This is a genomic window from Ligilactobacillus murinus, from assembly GCF_003288115.1.
Lineage (GTDB): Bacteria > Bacillota > Bacilli > Lactobacillales > Lactobacillaceae > Ligilactobacillus > Ligilactobacillus murinus.
Genome location: NZ_CP023565.1, coordinates 853664 through 872385, shown reverse-complemented (window position 1 = coordinate 872385; position 18722 = coordinate 853664). Strand labels below are relative to the sequence as shown.

Annotated in this window: 20 protein-coding genes; 16 read left to right on the top strand and 4 right to left on the bottom strand. The window is 40.9% G+C overall.

Translation table 11 applies throughout. From position 1 onward, the window contains the following. Nucleotides 1-206 precede the first annotated feature (206 nt). From CPS94_RS04365 to CPS94_RS04340, 6 genes are all read left to right on the top strand, one after another. Nucleotides 207-2267, top strand: coding sequence for a peptidoglycan D,D-transpeptidase FtsI family protein (locus tag CPS94_RS04365; RefSeq protein ID WP_112194841.1), 2061 nt, complete (start codon nucleotides 207-209; stop codon nucleotides 2265-2267). A gap of 188 nt (nucleotides 2268-2455) precedes the next feature. After that, nucleotides 2456-2605 carry a 50S ribosomal protein L33 gene (rpmG, locus tag CPS94_RS04360; protein ID WP_004047352.1) on the top strand — a complete coding sequence of 50 codons (150 nt, stop codon included), beginning with the start codon at nucleotides 2456-2458 and terminating at the stop codon, nucleotides 2603-2605. A 122-nt stretch (nucleotides 2606-2727) separates the two neighbouring features. Beyond that, the gene (locus CPS94_RS04355; RefSeq protein WP_004047354.1) at nucleotides 2728-3402 is read left to right on the top strand and encodes a rhomboid family intramembrane serine protease; all 675 of its coding nucleotides are present in this window, start codon (nucleotides 2728-2730) and stop codon (nucleotides 3400-3402) included. A 19-nt stretch (nucleotides 3403-3421) separates the two neighbouring features. After that, on the top strand, nucleotides 3422-3637 hold the full coding sequence (locus tag CPS94_RS04350; protein WP_004047356.1) for a YqgQ family protein: 216 nt from the start codon (nucleotides 3422-3424) through the stop codon (nucleotides 3635-3637). Nucleotides 3638-3657: 20 nt separating this feature from the next. Continuing rightward, a complete protein-coding gene (locus CPS94_RS04345) occupies nucleotides 3658-4617 on the top strand; it encodes an ROK family glucokinase (RefSeq protein ID WP_112194843.1) in 960 nt (319 codons plus the stop codon). 64 nt (nucleotides 4618-4681) lie between these two features. Beyond that, on the top strand, nucleotides 4682-5101 hold the full coding sequence (locus tag CPS94_RS04340; RefSeq protein ID WP_004047361.1) for a rhodanese-like domain-containing protein: 420 nt from the start codon (nucleotides 4682-4684) through the stop codon (nucleotides 5099-5101). 169 nt (nucleotides 5102-5270) lie between these two features. Here the strand turns inward: CPS94_RS04340 and CPS94_RS04335 are convergent, their stop codons facing one another. The 3 genes from CPS94_RS04335 to CPS94_RS04325 form a co-directional block, all read right to left on the bottom strand. Beyond that, nucleotides 5271-6077 (bottom strand): SPFH domain-containing protein, encoded by an 807-nt coding sequence (locus CPS94_RS04335; RefSeq protein ID WP_004047363.1) that lies wholly within the window; start codon nucleotides 6075-6077, stop codon nucleotides 5271-5273. A 6-nt stretch (nucleotides 6078-6083) separates the two neighbouring features. Then, complete coding sequence (locus CPS94_RS04330; protein WP_004047365.1) at nucleotides 6084-6440, bottom strand: Arc family DNA-binding protein; 357 nt, start codon at nucleotides 6438-6440, stop codon at nucleotides 6084-6086. A gap of 115 nt (nucleotides 6441-6555) precedes the next feature. Next, nucleotides 6556-6732: a DUF3042 family protein gene (locus tag CPS94_RS04325; protein ID WP_004047366.1), complete on the bottom strand. Its 177-nt coding sequence runs from the start codon at nucleotides 6730-6732 to the stop codon at nucleotides 6556-6558. 136 nt (nucleotides 6733-6868) lie between these two features. On the opposite strand from CPS94_RS04325, the gene miaA reads away from it, so the two are divergent. From miaA to glnA, 4 genes are all read left to right on the top strand, one after another. Further along, nucleotides 6869-7795, top strand: a complete 927-nt coding sequence (gene miaA, locus CPS94_RS04320; protein WP_112194845.1) for a tRNA (adenosine(37)-N6)-dimethylallyltransferase MiaA — start codon at nucleotides 6869-6871, stop codon at nucleotides 7793-7795. A gap of 13 nt (nucleotides 7796-7808) precedes the next feature. Next, the gene (locus CPS94_RS04315) at nucleotides 7809-9077 is read left to right on the top strand and encodes a methionine gamma-lyase family protein (RefSeq protein ID WP_004047368.1); all 1269 of its coding nucleotides are present in this window, start codon (nucleotides 7809-7811) and stop codon (nucleotides 9075-9077) included. A 142-nt stretch (nucleotides 9078-9219) separates the two neighbouring features. After that, nucleotides 9220-9606 (top strand): MerR family transcriptional regulator, encoded by a 387-nt coding sequence (locus tag CPS94_RS04310; protein WP_112194847.1) that lies wholly within the window; start codon nucleotides 9220-9222, stop codon nucleotides 9604-9606. 23 nt (nucleotides 9607-9629) lie between these two features. Further along, nucleotides 9630-10973: a type I glutamate--ammonia ligase gene (glnA, locus tag CPS94_RS04305; protein ID WP_112194849.1), complete on the top strand. Its 1344-nt coding sequence runs from the start codon at nucleotides 9630-9632 to the stop codon at nucleotides 10971-10973. A gap of 48 nt (nucleotides 10974-11021) precedes the next feature. Here the strand turns inward: glnA and CPS94_RS04300 are convergent, their stop codons facing one another. Then, nucleotides 11022-11417 (bottom strand): hypothetical protein, encoded by a 396-nt coding sequence (locus CPS94_RS04300; protein WP_112194851.1) that lies wholly within the window; start codon nucleotides 11415-11417, stop codon nucleotides 11022-11024. A gap of 306 nt (nucleotides 11418-11723) precedes the next feature. Here CPS94_RS04300 and gmk point away from each other — a divergent pair, with 306 nt between their 5' ends. The 6 genes from gmk to rsmB all read left to right on the top strand — a co-directional run bounded on the left by gmk (nucleotide 11724) and on the right by rsmB (nucleotide 18722). Continuing rightward, entirely contained in the window at nucleotides 11724-12338 is a 615-nt protein-coding gene (gene gmk, locus CPS94_RS04295) for a guanylate kinase (RefSeq protein ID WP_004047375.1), read from the top strand. 127 nt (nucleotides 12339-12465) lie between these two features. Continuing rightward, nucleotides 12466-12675 (top strand): DNA-directed RNA polymerase subunit omega, encoded by a 210-nt coding sequence (gene rpoZ / locus CPS94_RS04290; RefSeq protein ID WP_112194853.1) that lies wholly within the window; start codon nucleotides 12466-12468, stop codon nucleotides 12673-12675. A 113-nt stretch (nucleotides 12676-12788) separates the two neighbouring features. Next, nucleotides 12789-13979 carry a bifunctional phosphopantothenoylcysteine decarboxylase/phosphopantothenate--cysteine ligase CoaBC gene (gene coaBC / locus CPS94_RS04285; protein WP_112194855.1) on the top strand — a complete coding sequence of 397 codons (1191 nt, stop codon included), beginning with the start codon at nucleotides 12789-12791 and terminating at the stop codon, nucleotides 13977-13979. After that, complete coding sequence (priA, locus tag CPS94_RS04280) at nucleotides 13979-16399, top strand: primosomal protein N' (protein ID WP_112194857.1); 2421 nt, start codon at nucleotides 13979-13981, stop codon at nucleotides 16397-16399. Before coaBC ends, priA begins: the two co-directional genes overlap by 1 nt. A gap of 27 nt (nucleotides 16400-16426) precedes the next feature. Further along, nucleotides 16427-17392, top strand: coding sequence for a methionyl-tRNA formyltransferase (gene fmt / locus CPS94_RS04275; protein ID WP_112194859.1), 966 nt, complete (start codon nucleotides 16427-16429; stop codon nucleotides 17390-17392). Beyond that, complete coding sequence (gene rsmB, locus CPS94_RS04270) at nucleotides 17373-18722, top strand: 16S rRNA (cytosine(967)-C(5))-methyltransferase RsmB (protein ID WP_112194862.1); 1350 nt, start codon at nucleotides 17373-17375, stop codon at nucleotides 18720-18722. The genes fmt and rsmB overlap by 20 nt, the downstream gene beginning before the upstream one ends.

Genomic DNA, 18722 nt, shown 5'->3' with positions numbered 1-18722 from the left:
ATTTTTGAATATTATCAGCTTATAGGATACCACAACGAGAAAAAGATTTCGAATAGTGCTTGTTTTAAGTGGTCTTTTAAAAAATTTAGTATTTAATCGCTCGTATATCGTATATAATATAAAAGGTAGTATCTAAGGTACAGATTTTAGTTGATTTGTGCTAGGATAGTTCGTAGTGTTAATAATATTAGTAGAGGAGAATTGTGGTGAGATTCTTAAGAAAAGCGAATGCACAAAATAAGCAAAAGCATTCGCAAATACCATTTAGATTAAATTTTCTCTTTTTGATCGTTTTTTTACTTTTTGCAGCCTTGATCGGACAATTAGCTTATCTGCAGATCATTCATGGTCCTAAGTTTGAATCAGAAGCAACTAGTAGTGATAATCAGACCGAAACTAGAAATGTGCAACGGGGAACGATCTACGATTCAACGGGAAAATTATTAGTCGCCAATAATACTTCGCGTGCGATCACGTATACTAAACCGCTGAATGTGGCTTCAAGTCAGATGTATAAGGTCGCTAATAATTTAGTTAATTATGTCAGTGTTGAAACTGATACTTTGACCGAGCGTAATAAGGTCGACTACTATTTAGCTGATCCAAAACATACTGCAGCAGTCAATAAGCATATTCCCAATGCTGATACGATGCAAGATAATGAAAAATTGACTAAGTTACAGACAAATTACGTTAAAAAGCATAACTTAGTCAAGAAGATGTCAGAAAAACAAGAACAAGCAGCTGTGTTATATGCTAAGATGGCAGGTGCTTATGCTTTGTCGACGGTCTATCTTAAGACAAGCGATGTCAGTGATAGCGAAATGGCTGAAGTTGGTGAGCATTTGTCTTTATTACCAGGTGTTAAGATCGGGACTAGTTGGTCGCGTTCTTATCCTAATGGCGAATCAGTCAAGAGTGTCATTGGGACTGTGACATCAGAAAAACAGGGACTTCCTAGCGATCAGATCAATAAGTTACTGGCTGAGGGCTACTCGCGTAATGATAGTGTAGGTTCAAGTTACATCGAATCTCAATATGAAAATGCGCTCAAGGGAACAAAAGAAATTATTAATGTTCAAACGCAAAATAATGAGATCATCAAAGAAGTCAAACAATATGGCGGTAGTCCAGGGGATAATCTACAATTGACGATCAATGCAGAATTTCAAAATCAAGTCCAAAAGATCGTTGAGGATAATGTGAAAAATGCTGCTGGTAGTAATCCGTATATTCCAGGAGGCTATGCCGTTGTGATGAATCCTAAGACTGGCGGGATCTATGCATTGGCTGGGGTCAATCGTGATCTTTCAACAGGTAAAGTAACGGAAAATGCACTTGGAACGATCAATCAGACTTTTGTAATGGGGTCTGTTGTCAAAGGTGCGATGGTCATGGGAGCTTTGAAAGATGGTGTCATCACTCCGACCAACAATACTTTGCTTGAAGAACCGATCAAGTTAGCTGGTACTGCTGCTAAGACATCTTGGTTCAATAAGACAGGAGCAGCTAACATGAGTCTTACTGCGGCTGATGCCTTACAAGTCTCGTCTAACACATACATGATGAAATTGGCGATGCTAGAAGGGGGCTTTAAGTACACTTCGGGGGCTGCACTCAATTTACCGACCTCGATCTTTGATAAATTACGTCAAAACTTTAAACAATATGGTCTAGGTGTCAAAACTGGGATCGACATTCCAGGCGAAGCTAGTGGATTTGAAGGGGCTGCTGATCAGTCACATATCGGTAATGCGTTAGACTTATCTTTTGGGAACTACGATGCCTATACCCCGATCCAATTAGCACAATATGCATCAACGATCGCTAATGGAGGTTATCGTTTACAGCCACATATCCTAAAGTCGATCCGCAAGACGAATAAGGATGGCTCTTTAGGACCAGTAAAATACGAAATGCAACCCAATGTTTTAAATGTCGTTGATGGGACAAAGGATCAATGGGATGTTGTCAAGACCGGTCTTTGGCGTGTAGTCCATGGCTCTAATACCTATCGGACCGGGGGCTCAATGGCTTCGGTAAAACCTGAGATCGCAGCTAAGACAGGGACCGCGCAAACATTTTATAACAATATCGAGACTGAGACATTAAGTGCGATCAGTTATGCGCCAGCTAATGATCCACAAGTCGTAGTTGTAGTTGCATTCCCTAATATTACTGACTCTAACAGTAAGATCAATACTGAGACAGTCAAGCAGATCTATGAAGCTTACTGGAAAACGGTCCAGTCTAGTGATGGTTTTTAATAAATGATCTTTGATCGACTTTAAGCAGGCAATAAGCGTGTTTAAGGTCGTTTTTTTTGCTGTCAAGGAATTTTCCTTAACAAATAGCCAAAAAATACTGGTAATCGATGCCAAAAGATGATATGATATTAAACGTTGAAGATGCCAAGGGCATTTTTAGGAACTGATATGTATGGGAGGTTTAGAACATGCGTGTAAATATTACATTAGAATGTACAGAATGTCATGAACAAACATATTTGACAAACAAAAACAAGCGTAATAACCCAGATCGTCTTGAACTTAAGAAGTACTGCCCACGCGATCACAAGGTTACTTTACATCGTGAAACAAAATAACAACAGGTTTAAAACCCTGTTGTTTTTTTTTGAAAGTTTGATGAACCGGTTGCATAAAGGCAAGACCTCAGCTGTGGTTTGTGCTAAAATAGGATAGACCAGACTAAATTGGGGGACCAGTTATGAACAGCTTTCGCAAAAAGCCGATCGTTACTTACGGACTGATCGCTGTCAATCTTTTAGTGTTTATTGGAATGACCCTAAGTGGCGGGAGTCAAAATGTAGTCAACTTGATCGCTTGGGGGGCTAAATATAACCCTTTGATCATTCAAGGTGAGCTTTGGCGCTTGTTCACACCGATGTTTATTCATATCGGATTAGAGCATTTGGCCTTAAATCTATTGACATTGTATTTTCTGGGAGTACAGCTAGAACAGCTATTCGGCAAATGGCGTTTTTTAGCCTTATATTTAATAAGTGGCGTAGGAGGCAACATTTTGAGTTTTGCGCTCTCAAGCAACATTTCAGCAGGGGCAAGTACTTCGCTGTTTGGTTTTTTTGGCGCCTATTTGATGCTAGGAGAATCATTTAGACAGAACCAGTATATCAGAATGATCTCACGGCAATTTTTAGTTTTGATCGTACTTAATCTTGGATTTGACCTCTTTGCAGGAGGTATAGATATTTGGGGACACTTAGGTGGACTCTTAGCCGGTTTTCTGGCTTCTTATGCAGTTGGGGTACCTAATATAGGATCTATTCCAAGGATAAAGCGGATCATTAGTGTTGTTGCTCTAGTAGTTGTATATGGATTATTGTTGCAAACTGGTTTCAATCACTGGCAATATCCAGTATAATTTTGAGGGAGAGGTTTTCATGAAGACGTTATATGATGTTCAACAGCTTTTGAAGCATTTTGGGATCTTTGTGTATGTTGGTAAAAGGCTTTGGGATATCGAATTGATGGCGATCGAGCTGGACAATTTATATAAAGCTGATGCGATCGATAAACAAGTCTTTTTGAGTGCCAAACTAGTCTTGACGCGGGAACACCGCATTGAGGAACAATATGAAGCAGCTAAAGATATTTAGATTTGAGGAGATATATTAGTATGGACAAGAAACTTATCGGCGTTGACCTTGGTGGGACAACGATCAAATTTGCAATTTTAACCGCAGATGGTGAGATCCAACAAAAATGGAGTATTGAGACTAATATTTTAGATGAAGGTTCGCATATCGTACCTGATATCATTGAATCGATCAACCATCACTTAAATTTATATGAAATGACACCAGACCAATTTATCGGTATTGGGATGGGGACCCCAGGGACCGTTGATCGAGCAGCGGGCACAGTTGTTGGGGCTTACAACTTGAACTGGAAGACAGTTCAAAATGTTAAAGCTGAGATCGAAAAAGGCACAGGAATCAAGTTTGCACTTGATAACGACGCTAACGTTGCTGCTTTAGGTGAACGTTGGAAAGGTGCGGGTGAAAATGCTGCTAACGTTGCATTTATCACTTTAGGTACCGGTGTTGGTGGCGGTTTGATCGCTGATGGCAACTTGTTGCACGGTTTAGGCGCAGCGGGTGAAGTTGGTCATATCAACGTTCAACCTGATGGCTACCTTTGCACATGTGGTAACAAAGGTTGTTTAGAAACTTATGCTTCGGCTACTGGTGTTGTCCGGGTAGCCCGTGATATGGCTGAAGAATTTGCAGGCGATTCTGAATTGAAGCGTGCTTTAGACAATGGTGAAGAGATCAGCTCAAAGATGGTCTTTGACCTAGCTAAACAAGATGATATCTTGGCTAAACGTGTTGTTGATCGTGTTTGTTATTATTTAGGGTTGGCAAGTGCTAACATCAGTAGTATTTTGCATCCAGAATACGTTGTTATCGGTGGCGGTGTATCTGCTGCAGGGGATTTCTTATTGGAGCAAGTTGAAGCTTACTTTAAGCAATTTGCATTCCCAACGATCCGGAATACGACAAAACTAAAATTAGCACAACTAGGTAACTCTGCAGGGGTTATCGGGGCTGCTTCGTTAGCTTTGGAATTTAAATAAACGTATTGATCAATTAAACAGTCTCGCTTTTAAGTGAGACTGTTTTAGTCTAGGAGGTTTTTTGATGAATTTAGTATTGGGTGAAATTTCAGCATGGCTTTGGATCGACCTTGTTTTGGTCATTATCTTATTATGGATGCTTGGTACACAATTATATTGGTGGTATCGGGGCAAAAAAGTTGCTCATATCGTTGAAAGCGATGAGTTCAAACAAGGTCTACGTAAAGGACAAGTTATCGATCTACGAGATAGTGCCGAGTTTGGGCGCTCACATATTTTAGGGGCAAGAAATATGCCATTTGCACAATTCAAGCTTTATGAAAACGCATTGCGTAAAGATGCACCGGTTTATCTGTATGATACGACTAAAGCAATGCCGATCCGGATCGCAGCTCGTTTGAAAAAAGAAGGATTTAACGACATCTACATTTTAAAGGGTGGCTACTCTAAATGGGATGGTAAGAAAAAAACTAAAAAAATTTAGTAGGTATGGGTGATAGCGCTAAAGTTGTCGCCCATATTTTTGTAAAAATATAGCTGTGACATAAGGCTTTATTTGGCCTTCAAAATATCAAAAATACCCAACTCCTAGTAGCTAAAAAACCGCCATGATGCCAAAATACATCATAGCGGTTTTAACATGTTAGGAAACATTACTGGTCTAACATTTTTTTAATAACAGGTACTTGTCCTAGTTCGGTAATATCTTCTTTCGAAAGTACGACTAGATTAGTATCTGATTCAGCAAGGTTGGTAAAAGCAGTGATACTTTGATCTTTGAAGTAATTCTCATCGACATTTTTTAAAGCTTCTTGGATCTTGGTGATCCGATAACTTTCAGCGTCAGCCCGTGTTTTTGTCGCTTGGGCTTGAGCCTGTGCAGTTTCAACTAAGGCTTTATTTTTAGCATCGGTCGTTAATTTGATGTTGCGGGCTTCGCCTTCGGCTCGAGCGATCGCAGCTACCCGTTCGCGGTCGGCGGTCAACTGTTTGTCCATAGCTTTTTGGATCTCTTTTGAAGGGGTCAATTCATCGATGTTTACCCGATCAACATTGATCCCATAAATATTTGTCAGATCCCCGATCGCATGTGCGAGCTCAGCATTGATCTTAGAGGTCGAACCTAACGCTGCGTTTAGATCCATTCGTCCGATGATGTCGCGTAGATGACCGCGAACTAATTGAGCCATAGATTCTACAGAGTCAGAGTTTTCATAAGTGTATTTTTTAGCATCAGTAACGTGGTAGTTCAAAGTGACGCTTGCCTCGATCTCGGCATTATCTTGCGTGATAACAGAATATTTTTGTAGACGCAGTGGATGCATAGCCAATTCGACTGTCCGGATCTTTTGAAAGATAGGAACATAGAATTGCAAGCCAGCATCAACTGAACGTGAATATTTGCCTAAGGTCTCAACGAGTCCCTTACAGTTTTGGCGAACGATCTTGATTCCAAACATAATGGTTCACTCCTCTTTATTATTAAGTGGTCGTAAAGTTAAGATATTCCCCACTGCTTCGATGATGATGTAGTCGTGACCGAGTTTTAAAGGTTGGTTACTTTCGATCAAGTAGCGATAATAGATGCCGTCAACTTTGACTAGACCATCAAGTTCATCAAATTGCCTAGCCGAAACGCGTTTGCCTAAAAACATTCGTTTCTCCAAGGACTCAGAACTAGTAGGCTTAGTTAAGGATTCATCAACGATCGATTGCAATGTTGCATTGACACTTTTATTTTCTTCTTTAGCCTTCTTACTTAGTTTTTCTTTTAATGAAGCTGGCAACCGAAATAAGAAGGTCGTCATTTCATCTTTGTCCATAAGGATCCTCACTTAAAAAATATTTTAGCATTACGATATCATTATGATATCATCAGGACGTAATAAAGTAAATAAAAATACCCGCTCTCAAAAAATGGAGCGGGTAGCTTATCTATTATCCTTGATGGGAAGAACGGCGTTTGCGCAATGCACGACGACGATGTTGATCCAACACGGCTTCGCGTTCTTCGATCGGTTCAACTACAGTCTTCTTGAATGCATAAACACAACCTGCAACTGCACTAAAAGCAGTTAACGTGCCAACTAAGAAGCCCTTACCAAATGTCTTCATAGGGGATTCCTCCTTTTTGAATTACTACTCCTATTATGAATGATTAGCCAAAAAATATCCAGTATTTAACTCTTTTGGCTAGAAAATATGATAGTATTAATCATGTGAATAATTAGTCTTGTAGAAAGGAAAGATAATGGCACAAAAGCTACTATTGATCGTGGGGCCAACTGCAGTGGGGAAAACGGCATTAGCTGTTGAATTAGCCCAAAAATTCAATGGTGAGGTCATCTCGGGGGATTCGATGCAGATCTATCGCGGTCTAGACATTGGGACAGCTAAAGTAACACCTGCAGAAATGCAGGGCATCAAGCATTATATGCTTGATATAAATGAGATCGATCAGCGCTTTTCTGTAGCTGATTTTATTGCGCAGTGTAAACAAGATGCCCAAATGATCGCCAAAGAAGATAAATTGCCGATCTTAGCCGGGGGAACTGGTTTTTATCTTCATGCGTTACTAAATGATTTTAAGCTGGGTCAAGATAGTTATGCTCAAGCTGAGATTACACGTAACAAATGGCATACTTTTGCAGCTGAACATGGGCAAAAAAAGTTATGGGAAAAATTAGCTCAGATCGACCCTAAGGCAGCTACAAAGATCCCATTTCAAAATGAACAACGGGTCGTGCGGGCTTTAGAAGTCTATGAAAAAACTGGAAATCTTTTTTCCAGTCAAGCTGACCAAAAAAGTTTGGCTTATGATGCCTTGATCATTGGTTTGACAACAGAGAGGACTTTACTATACGAACGGATCAATCAACGAGTCGATCTGATGTTAGAGCAGGGCTTGTTGGCAGAAGCTCGTTTTCTCTATGAAAAAGGCGGGGTCCAATTACCCCCGGGAAAAGGGATCGGATATAAGGAATTTTATCCATATTTTGAGGATAAGATCACGCGCAAAGAGGCTGTCTTAGCAGTCAAACAAAATTCACGACGCTATGCCAAACGGCAATTGACATGGTTTCGCAATAAAATGGATGTTAATTGGTTTGATATCGTACAACATCCAGCACAAAAAGAAAAAATTATTGGGTTAGTTACGGACTGGCTCGCAAAATAACGGAGGATTTTCAATGCTAAATTCATGGAAACAAAACTTACCAGAAGATCTGATCGCAAAGGTGGCAAAAGTTGATGAAAAGATCAGTGGTCATTTGCAAAAGATCGATGAACAAGTGCTCTACAATCAACAACGCTTATTGAGCTTATTTAGAAAGCACCGGGTCGCTGAAGAAGATCTGGTTGGTTCAACGGGGTATGGTTTTGATGATATGGGACGTGAAAAACTTGAAGCGATCTTTGCTGACTATTTTAAAGTCGATGACGCTTTAGTTCGACCACAACTTATTTCGGGGACACATGCGATCGCAACTGCTTTTTACGGTGTTTTACGTCCTAAAGATACTCTTTATTATATGACGGGGATGCCGTATGATACGATCCAACAAGTTATCGGTGTTGTAGGCGATAATCCTAAAACTCTCAAAGAATATGATATCAATTTTGATTACACTCCATTAAATGAGCAAGGCAAAGTTGACTATGATGCGGTCAAAGAAAAATTACAAAATGATAAGTCGATCAAGATGGTCGCGATCCAACGTTCACGTGGTTATGCGACCCGCGACAGTTTCGTTGTTGATGAAGTTAAAGAAATGATCGAATTTGTAAAACAATATGCTCCAAATGCGGTGATCTTCATCGATAATTGTTACGGTGAATTTTCAGAACCAACAGAACCGACATTTTACGGGGCAGATCTGATGGCGGGTTCGTTATTCAAAAATGCTGGTGCGGGGATCGCTAAGGGTGGTGCCTTTATCGTTGGACGTAAAGACTTAGTGGCTCAGGCAGCTGCGCAACTTTATGCTCCTGGTTTAGGTAAGGCTGAAGGGCCAACTTGGGGATATCTACGTGATTTCTATCAAGGAGTCTTTATGGCACCACATACAACAGGAGAGGCGATCAAAGGTGCGATCTATACGGCGGCCTTATTAGAAGAACTTGGAATGGAGGTTTCGCCTAAATGGGATGCACCGCGAACAGACCTCGTTCAAACGGTCACATTTGGAAAGCCAGAACCGATGATCAAGTTCTGTGCTGCGATCCAGCATAATTCACCAATGAATGCTTTTGTTGATCCAGTGCCAAGTTATATGGATGGCTATGAAGATCAAGTTATTATGGCTTCTGGGAGTTTCACAGAAGGATCAACGATCGAACTTTCCTCTGACGGTCCTTTGCGTGAACCATATTGTCTCTACATTCAAGGTGGTCTATCTTACGCACATGTTAAATTAGCCGTCACGGCAGCTGCTAAAGAAGCATTTTATAAAGATTGAGCAGTCAAAAAGTCGGGTTTATACTCGACTTTTTTATTAAAAAAATAAATATCTATCATTCTATGTTATAAAATATAACATAAGTGATTGACAATATAATTCAGAGTTGCTATGATAATGGAGTGATCCAAAGGAGGATGTTATGAAGGAAAAAGAGTTACGTCGCTCATTGGCTGTTTTGCCGATCGGGACGGTCATGAAACTTACTGATCTAACTGCACGGCAGATCCGCTATTATGAGGAACAGGGATTGATCATACCTGAACGAAATGAAGGTAATCGTCGGATGTATTCGTTGAACAATATTGATAAATTATTAGAAGTCAAAGATTATTTAGCTGAGGGTATCAATATGGCTGGGATCAAACAGATCTATGCTGAGCGTGCCCAAGAAGAGGCAAAACGCCAAGCTAAACGTGAAAAATCATTGACGGATGCCGATGTTAGACGGATCTTGCGCGATGAATTCGTTGCTGTCAGCGGTTTGAGCAAGCAAAATCAATTTTCTTTCCGAAATAACGGTCTCTAATCAAATTACAAGGAGCAATCAGTATGGCAAAACCTAGCTACACCAAAGATGAAATTCGTAAATTGGCAAAAGATGAACATGTGCAATTTTTGCGCTTGATGTTCACTGATCTCTACGGTACGATCAAAAACGTGGAAGTTCCGATCAGCCAACTTGACAAAGTATTAGATAACAAGATGATGTTTGATGGTTCTTCGATCGATGGCTTTGTACGGATCGAAGAAAGCGATATGTGGCTTTACCCGGATCTATCAACATGGTTGATCTTTCCGTGGGAAAGTGAACACGGGAAAGTTGCACGCTTGATCTGTGAAGTTTATAATGCTGATCGAACACCATTTTATGGGGATCCAAGAAATAATTTGATCCGCATTTTGGACGAAATGAAAGAATTAGGTTTTACTGACTTCAATATTGGGCCTGAACCAGAATTTTTCTTATTCAAATTAGATCCTGAAACAGGTAAACCAACCACGCATCTAAATGACAAGGGAAGTTATTTTGACCTTGCTCCAGTAGACCTAGGCGAAAATTGTCGACGTGATATCGTATTGGAATTAGAAAAGATGGGCTTTGATGTTGAAGCTTCACACCATGAAGTTGCTCCTGGTCAACATGAAGTTGATTTTAAGTACGCAGATGCACTACATGCCTGTGATAATATTCAAACATTCAAACTAGTTGTTAAAACTGTAGCTAGAAAATATGGTCTACATGCAACATTTATGCCAAAACCACTTGATCGGATCAATGGATCAGGGATGCACTTGAATATGTCACTTTTCAATGAAAAAGGCAATGTTTTCTTTGATGAAAATGCTGAAGAGCAACTTTCTCAAGAAGCGCGCTATTTCTTGGGTGGCTTGATCAAGCATGCGCGTAATTATACTGCTGTTATGAATCCAACGGTCAACTCTTATAAGCGTTTAGTTCCAGGATACGAAGCTCCAGTTTACGTAGCTTGGTCTGGTCATAACCGGTCACCGTTGATCCGTGTACCGATCGCTCGTGGTTTATCTACCCGGGTCGAATTACGCAGTGTTGATCCATCAGCTAATCCATATCTTGCGGTAGCTGCTGTCTTAGCTGCTGGGTTAGATGGTTTGAAGAATAAGATCGAACCACCAAAACCAGTTGACCGTAACATTTATGTTATGGGCGAAGAAGAGCGCAAAGCTAATGGGATCGAGGATCTACCATCGACCTTGCATAATGCGCTAAAAGCCTTACGGACTGATGAAGTGATCATCAATGCGATGGGGTCACACCTATACAACAACTTTATTGAAGCTAAACGTTTAGAGTGGGAGGCATATCGCCAAGAAGTATCCCAATGGGAACGTGATCAATACCTAGAGCTTTATTAAGCTAAAACATTAGCTAAAAAACCTGTCATTTTTACGACAGGTTTTTTGTTATTTACTGATGAGGACTGGATGATGAAGTGTGGCATCTTTGACAGAGAAACGTTCTAAACCGAGATGAACGATATCTTTGGTGAAGACGACCCGGGTCTGTTTGTCTGATATCTTGAGAGTTACAGCGTCAAAACGGTTTTTGATCGAATCTAGTTTCCCGCTAAGTGTTTCAGTCGTGCCATCCTTTAGTGCTAAAGTGAGAGTAGCTGTTTTTTGCGAACGGATCGCTTGTTGTAAGAAAAGTGCAAGTTGCTTTGGTGGGATACTTGCAAAATCGGTTGTACGTGGAGTAGGCGTTGTTTGTTCGAGTTCAAAGAATGATTGTGCTTTAGTATGGAGATTTTTAGTGAATTTGCTCAAATTTTCAGGGCTGAAGAATTTTTTAAGTGTCATGGTAAATACCCTCCTAGAACATTTGTTTGATATCTATATTATATGAACGTTTGTTCGATAAAGCAAGAAAAAATTTGAATAAAAATATATTGATATAGCTTAGAAGGAAAATAGACATTTTACAGCATAGTGTCCTATGTATAATAAGTGGTTCTTGATTAGGGGATCGCTCATGACATGAAAAGCCCTAGATTTTTTTGAGAAAATTTAATTAAAATCTGCAAAAATGGACATGACGACTTGAAAAAAGCCTTAAAAAAGTGCACAATGGTATATAAACTTATAAATTGAGGAGTTATAAAGCGCATGGCTAAAAGAGGAATGTTGATCGTCCTTTCAGGTCCTTCTGGTGTGGGGAAGGGTACTGTGCGAAAGGAGATCTTTTCACAAGAAGGAAACAACTTTGACTATTCGATCTCAATGACGACTAGACAAATGCGACCAGGCGAAGTTAACGGCAAAGATTACTACTTCGTTTCAAAAGAAGAGTTTGAAAAAGAGATCGCCGATGGAGGCATGTTGGAATATGCTCAATATGTTGACAATTATTATGGAACACCATTAAAATACGTTAATGAGATGCTCGATGCGGGGAAAGATGTCTTTTTGGAGATCGAAGTCAAAGGTGCGATGCAAGTACGTGAAAAAGTTTCAGACGGCTTGTTCATCTTCTTGACGCCGCCTGACCTAATGGAACTTCGCCAACGGATCATCAATCGTGGGACTGATGATCTAGAAACGATCGATAAGCGTATGGAAAAAGCAAAAGATGAGATCGAAATGATGCAAAATTACGATTACGCGGTCGTAAACGATGAAGTTACTAAGGCAGCAGAAAAGATCAAAACTATCATTCGGGCTGAACGTTGGCGTGTTAAACGTTTCTTGCCTGATTATAAGAAACAATTAGGGGTCGACTGACCGCTTTGAGTCGAGAGCTAAGAAGTTTAAATGTGAGGCAATAGCGCAATAAATCTAGGAAAGGAAGAGACTATATTCTTCACAAGTTATTTTGACTTGTTCACATTCATATAGTTGAGAATATTCAATGATTTTATACCCATCAGTGGATGAACTTTTAGAACGTGTCGATTCACGTTACTCTTTGATCATGCTTGCATCTAAGCGTGCACACGAACTTGATGCTGGTGCACCTCCAATGTTAAGCGAATATGAATCGGTAAAAAGTGTTGGCCGAGCTTTAGAAGAAATCGTTGCCGGTGACCTTAAGATCAAATCTGAAGGTGAAGAAGGCTAATATAGCAGAGTGAGACTGAGGTTGACCTTGGTCTCATTTTTTTTGAACAACTAAAAATATTAATTTTGAGGAATGTGCTAAAATATGGATAGATAATTAAAGGGGCTGATTTTTTGAAGGAAAAACATGTAGCGATCTATGTAAGCGGTGGGATCGCAGCCTATAAAGCAGCTATTTTGGCGCGACTCTTTGTTAAACAAGGGGCAAAGGTCAAAGTCGCAATGACTAAAGCGGCTCAAGCTTTTGTTACACCACTGACATTTAAGGGTTTGACCCATCAAGAAGTTTATACAGATCTCTTTGAAAATGATTCACCTGTGCCACATATCGAGTTAGCTGATTGGACTGATCTAGCTGTGGTAGTACCGGCTACAGCTAATGTGATCGCTAAGATGGCTAATGGGATAGCTGACGACTTTGTGACGACTGCCCTATTAGCGACGGCAGCGCCTAAATATGTTGTTCCCGCTATGAATGATAAAATGTGGAGCGATCCAGCGACCAAGCGCAATATTGCACGGTTACAAGACGATGGGGTTGCAATTTTAGAACCAGTGACAGGCCTATTAGCTGAAGGTTATACTGGTAAAGGCCGGATGCCTGATCCAGAAGCTATCTATGCTTGGATCGCTGAAGTAGAAAATATCGAACAAGATCTTAAAGGAAAAAAAGTTTTGATAAGTGCAGGTGGGACCCGAGAAGCAATCGATCCGGTCAGATATATCGCCAACCGTTCGAGTGGAAAAATGGGATATGCTTTAGCTAAACGCGCTTTAGTGCGAGGTGCAGAAGTTATCTTGGTCACTGGCCCGACTAAACTAACACCACCAGTAGGCGTCACGACATATGAGGTCCAGACTACTGCGGAATTAGAAAAAGCGATGCTCACCCATTATGCCGATCAAGATATTGTGATCATGGCAGCAGCAGTGGCGGACTATCGAGTTAAAACAGTTGCAGAACAAAAGATCAAGAAAAATGCTGAAACATGGCAGTTAGAGCTGGTAAAAAATCCGGATATTTTAAAGCGATTGGGCGAATTAAAGCGTGATCAAATATTAGTTGGTTTTGCAGCTGAAACGACCGATCTTTTGCACTATGCAACTAAAAAATTACAGCAAAAAAATGCAGATCTCTTAGTTGCAAATGATGTTTCGCGAAAAGATATCGGTTTTGGTGCTGACGACAACGAAGCCTGGCTGTTGACAAGCAAAAACTCACCTAAAGCTACTGGTAAGCTAAAAAAGACGCAATTAGCTGACCTGATCTTGAGTTTTGCTTTGCAGTTACGAGGTGAGTGCTGATGGCACGTTATGCGCAAGTTATTGTTGATGTGCCCGCTATGCAGACTAATCGCCCATATACGTATGAGTTACCTCAAGCATTACAAGCTCAAGCTCAGGTAGGCATGCGAGTGATCGTCCCTTTTGGTAAGGGAGAACGCCAGATCCAAGGTTTTATCGTCGGTCTAACTGACGAATATGGGCTTACTATCGCACCTAAGCAAGTTACAAGTTTAATGGATCTAGCTCCGGTCTTGAATAATGAAGCTTTGCAATTAGCCGATTGGTTAGCCCAAAAGACATTTTCCTTTAAGATCCGTTGTCTACAAGTGATGTTACCAAATGCTATGCGTGCAAGTTATTCCAAGAGTTTACGTTTGCTTTCAGCTGATGAATTACCCCAAGAATTGAACTCGCTTTTTGCCGGAAAGTCAGAGATCGAATTTGATGAAAGTAAATTATCGGCCCAACAATTGAATAAGTTGGCACAAATGCGCCAAGCTGGGCATTTAGAAGTGGTCTATCATGTTAAAGATCGAGCCAAAGCCAAGCTAGTCGGAGTGGTGACTTCGCTAGTTGATGAAAAAAACTATGCTCAATTCAAAGCTAAAGTGCGGAAAAACGCGCATAAGCAATTGGAGTTGTTAGAATTTTTATATCAAAATTCGCACCAAAAGTTTTTGCAAACAAAGCTGCAAGCAAGTTTACAGCTCAGTCTAAGTCAATTAAAAAAAGCGGCTCAGCAAGGATGGCTAAAGTTAGCCAAGCAAGAACGCTATCGTGATCCTTATGGTGATAAAATGCTCCAAGCAACCACGCCTAAGCAATTAACGGCTGAACAACAGCGAGCAGTCGAACAGATCGACCAAGCGATAACAGCTAAAAATGCAACTACATTTTTATTGGAAGGTGTGACTGGCAGTGGTAAGACTGAGGTTTATCTTCAAGCGATCGCTCATGCGTTAAGTCAGGGATGTTCGGCTTTGATGCTCGTGCCAGAAATATCATTGACGCCACAAATGGTCCAAAGAGTCAAAGAGCGTTTCGGCAAAGAGGTTGCGATGTTGCATAGTGCGTTATCAGACGGTGAACGTTACGATGAATGGCGCCGGATCGAGCGCAAGGAAGCCAAAGTCGTAGTTGGTGCGCGTTCGGCTATTTTTGCACCTTTAGATGATCTGGGGTTGATCATTATCGATGAAGAGCATGAAGCAAGTTATAAACAAGAAGATATGCCACGTTATCAAGCACGGGATGTAGCGCTTTGGCGTGGAAAATATCATAATTGCCCCGTAGTTTTAGGTTCGGCAACGCCAGATCTAGCGACACGAGCGCGCGCAAAAAAGGGTGTTTATCAACAATTGAATTTAACTAAACGGATCAATGGTAGCTCTTTACCACAGGTCACTTTAGTCGATATGCGTGAAGCGGTTAAGACTGCACCCGCTCCAGATTTTTCGCAGATACTACTTGATCAGATCACTAAACGTTTGGTCAGAAAAGAACAAGTCGTCTTGATGTTGAATCGACGGGGGTATTCGTCGTTTGTTTTGTGTCGTGATTGTGGCTTTGTCTTGAAGTGTCCGAATTGTGATGTTTCGTTGACTTTACACATGGATACGCACTCGATGAAGTGCCATTATTGTGGCCATGAAGAAGCGATCCCAAAGCGCTGTCCAAGTTGTGATAGTCAAAAGATCCGTTACTATGGGACCGGAACTCAAAAAGTCCAAGAGGAGTTAGAAAAGTTGTTACCTGAAGCAAAGATCTTGCGGATGGACGTTGATACGACCCGTAAAAAGGGCGCACACGAACGGTTATTAGCTAAATTTGGGGCGCATGAGGCTGATATTTTATTAGGAACGCAAATGATCGCTAAAGGGTTAGACTTCCCCGATGTGACTTTAGTTGGTGTTTTAAATGCTGATACGGCTTTGAGTTTGCCAGATTATCGTTCGAGTGAACGGACGTTTCAACTTTTGACACAGGTAAGTGGACGGGCTGGACGGGCTGATAAGACTGGCCAAGTAGTTATTCAGACTTATAATCCAGAGCATTATGCGATCCAACTAGCTTGTCGGCAAGATTATGAGCAATTTTTCTTTTACGAGATGAATTTGCGCCATTTGAATAATTACCCACCGTATTACTATACGATCAAGATCACAGTTAGTGCTAAAAGTGAGGCAGAAGCCGCTAAAGAAAGCTTTGCGATCAAAAAAGGACTCGCTCAATGCTTAAGTCCACAAGCACTAGTTTTAGGTCCAACGCCAAGTTCGATCTTAAAGATCAAGAATCGGTTTTATTACCAATTAGTGATAAAATATAAACAAGAACCCGCTTTGGAAAAGTATCTACAAGAACTGCTCTTACAAAGCCAAAGCGGTGAGAAAAAAGGGCTCATGGTCGTGATCGATCGTGAACCTGTCAATTTTTTATAATGTTAAGTAAAGAGGATGATAAGTGAAATGACATCAGTAGTATTTATGGGAACGCCACAATTTGCTGCCCCCATCTTAGAAGGTCTAGTGACCAATGGATATGATGTAAAAGCCGTTGTGACCCAACCAGATCGTTATACAGGACGTAAACGAGTTTTAACGGCTTCACCAGTCAAAGAAATGGCTTTAAAACATGGGATCAAGGTTTTACAACCAGAAAAGATCTCAGGTAGTCCTGAGATGCAAGAGATCATCGAACTACAACCAGATCTGATCGTTACAGCCGCTTTTGGTCAATTTTTACCTACTAAATTGATCCAAGCAGCCAAGATCGGTGCGATCAATGTTCACGGCTCACTATTGCCTAAATACCGTGGTGGAGCTCCAGTACAGTATGCGATCATGAATGGAGATGATAAGACAGGTGTCACGATCATCTATATGGTCAAACAGATGGATGCTGGTGCAATGTTAGCTCAAAAAGAGATGCCGATCGGACCAAAAGATGATACAGCTTCGATCTTTGAAAAGATGAGTCTCTTAGGGCGCGATACTTTACTAGAAATGCTACCACATTTGATCGCAGGTGAGATCAAACCAGTTGAACAAGATGAATCAAAAGTCGTCTTTTCACCAACGATCAAACCGGCAGAAGAGAGTTTGAGTTTAGAGCTGACGGCTAAAGAACTTGATTGGAAGATCCGGGCATTACGACCAGCTCCAGGCGCTTACTTTGCTGATTTTAAAGGCAAGCGAACTAAGTTATGGGAGATCGAACCACTAGCGCAAACAACTGAGTTTGAAGCTGGAACGGTAGTCGAAGTTTCAAAACATGAACTGATCTTAGCTGCTGCTGAAAATACGACTTATAGTGTCAAAATTTTACAACTAGCAGGTAAACCTAAATTAAAGATCACCGATTATTTAAATGGTGTCGGTCAAGGATTAAAAGTAGGGCAAAAGGTAATTTCAGATGGCAAAGAAGATAAATAAGACACCGCGTTATTTAGCGGTTGAATTGCTTGAAAAAGTCGAAAAGCAAGGTGCGTATTCAAATTTAGCACTCAACCAAACGATCAAGCAAAACGAATTGTCAAAGCGGGATGCACATTTATTGACTAACATCGTCTATGGTGTGATCCAACATAAGCTTACTTTGGAATATTATTTAAAGCCTTTTATCAAACGACCAAATAAATTACAAAGTTGGGTCAAACAACTACTTTTAACGGCACTTTATCAACAGATATATTTGGATAATATTCCTAAACGTGCGATCTTTAATGAAACGATCGAGATCGCTAAAGTTAAAGGTCATGCCGGGGTCCGGAAGTTTGTTACCGGGATCTTACATGCGATCGATCGCCAAGGCTTACCGAGCTTAGATGCGATCACTGATCCGATCGAAGCTTTGAGCATTGCAACTAGTACACCGCGGTGGTTGGTCGAACAATTGCAAAAAGAGGTCGGTGTAGCCAAAACTAAAAGTATCTTAGAAACGGTCAATCAAGCTCCAAAACAAACGATCCGTGTCAATACTAAAGTGACGACAGCTAAGGCGTTAACAGAACAGTTAGAGGCTGAAAAACTTGAAGTGGCTAAAAGTTCAGTCACACCGTTAGCTTTGCAAGTCAACACTGGCTTTATTCCAGCGACAGAAGCTTTTAAAGCCGGTCAAGCGATCGTGCAAGATGAAAGTGCGATGTTGGCAGTTGAATCGATGGCGCTCAAAGCAGATGATCAAGTTTTAGATGCTTGTGCAGCCCCAGGTGGAAAAACCACACAGATCGCTGCCCAGTTAGAGACCGGACAAGTCACTAGTCTAGATATCCATAAGCATAAAGTGGCTTTGATAGAGCAAAATGCGCTCCGGGCCCATGTTAAAGCACAAGTGAGGGCTTTACAACTGGATGCACGCAAGGCGTCCGAAGAGTTCGCAAAAGCAAGTTTTGATAAAATACTAGTAGATGCTCCTTGTTCCGGGATCGGTCTATTACGGCGTAAGCCTGAGGTCAAGTATGAGAAAAAATATCAAGACTCACTAGACCTTCACCAGATCCAAGTTAGCATTTTAGATGCGGTGGCGCCGTTACTAAAAGTCGGAGGTACGCTGACATATAGTACCTGTACGATCTTAGACAGTGAAAATCAACAAACTGTCTCGGCGTTTCTAAAAGCTCACCCAGAATTTGAGCAGCTCAAAACAAAAACGGCCTTTGAGCTCAAAGCAGATCGAAAAGAACTGGGCTTGACGATCTATCCTGATGATTACTTATCGGATGGATTTTATATTGCAACATTAGTTAAAAGAACTGAGGTGTAA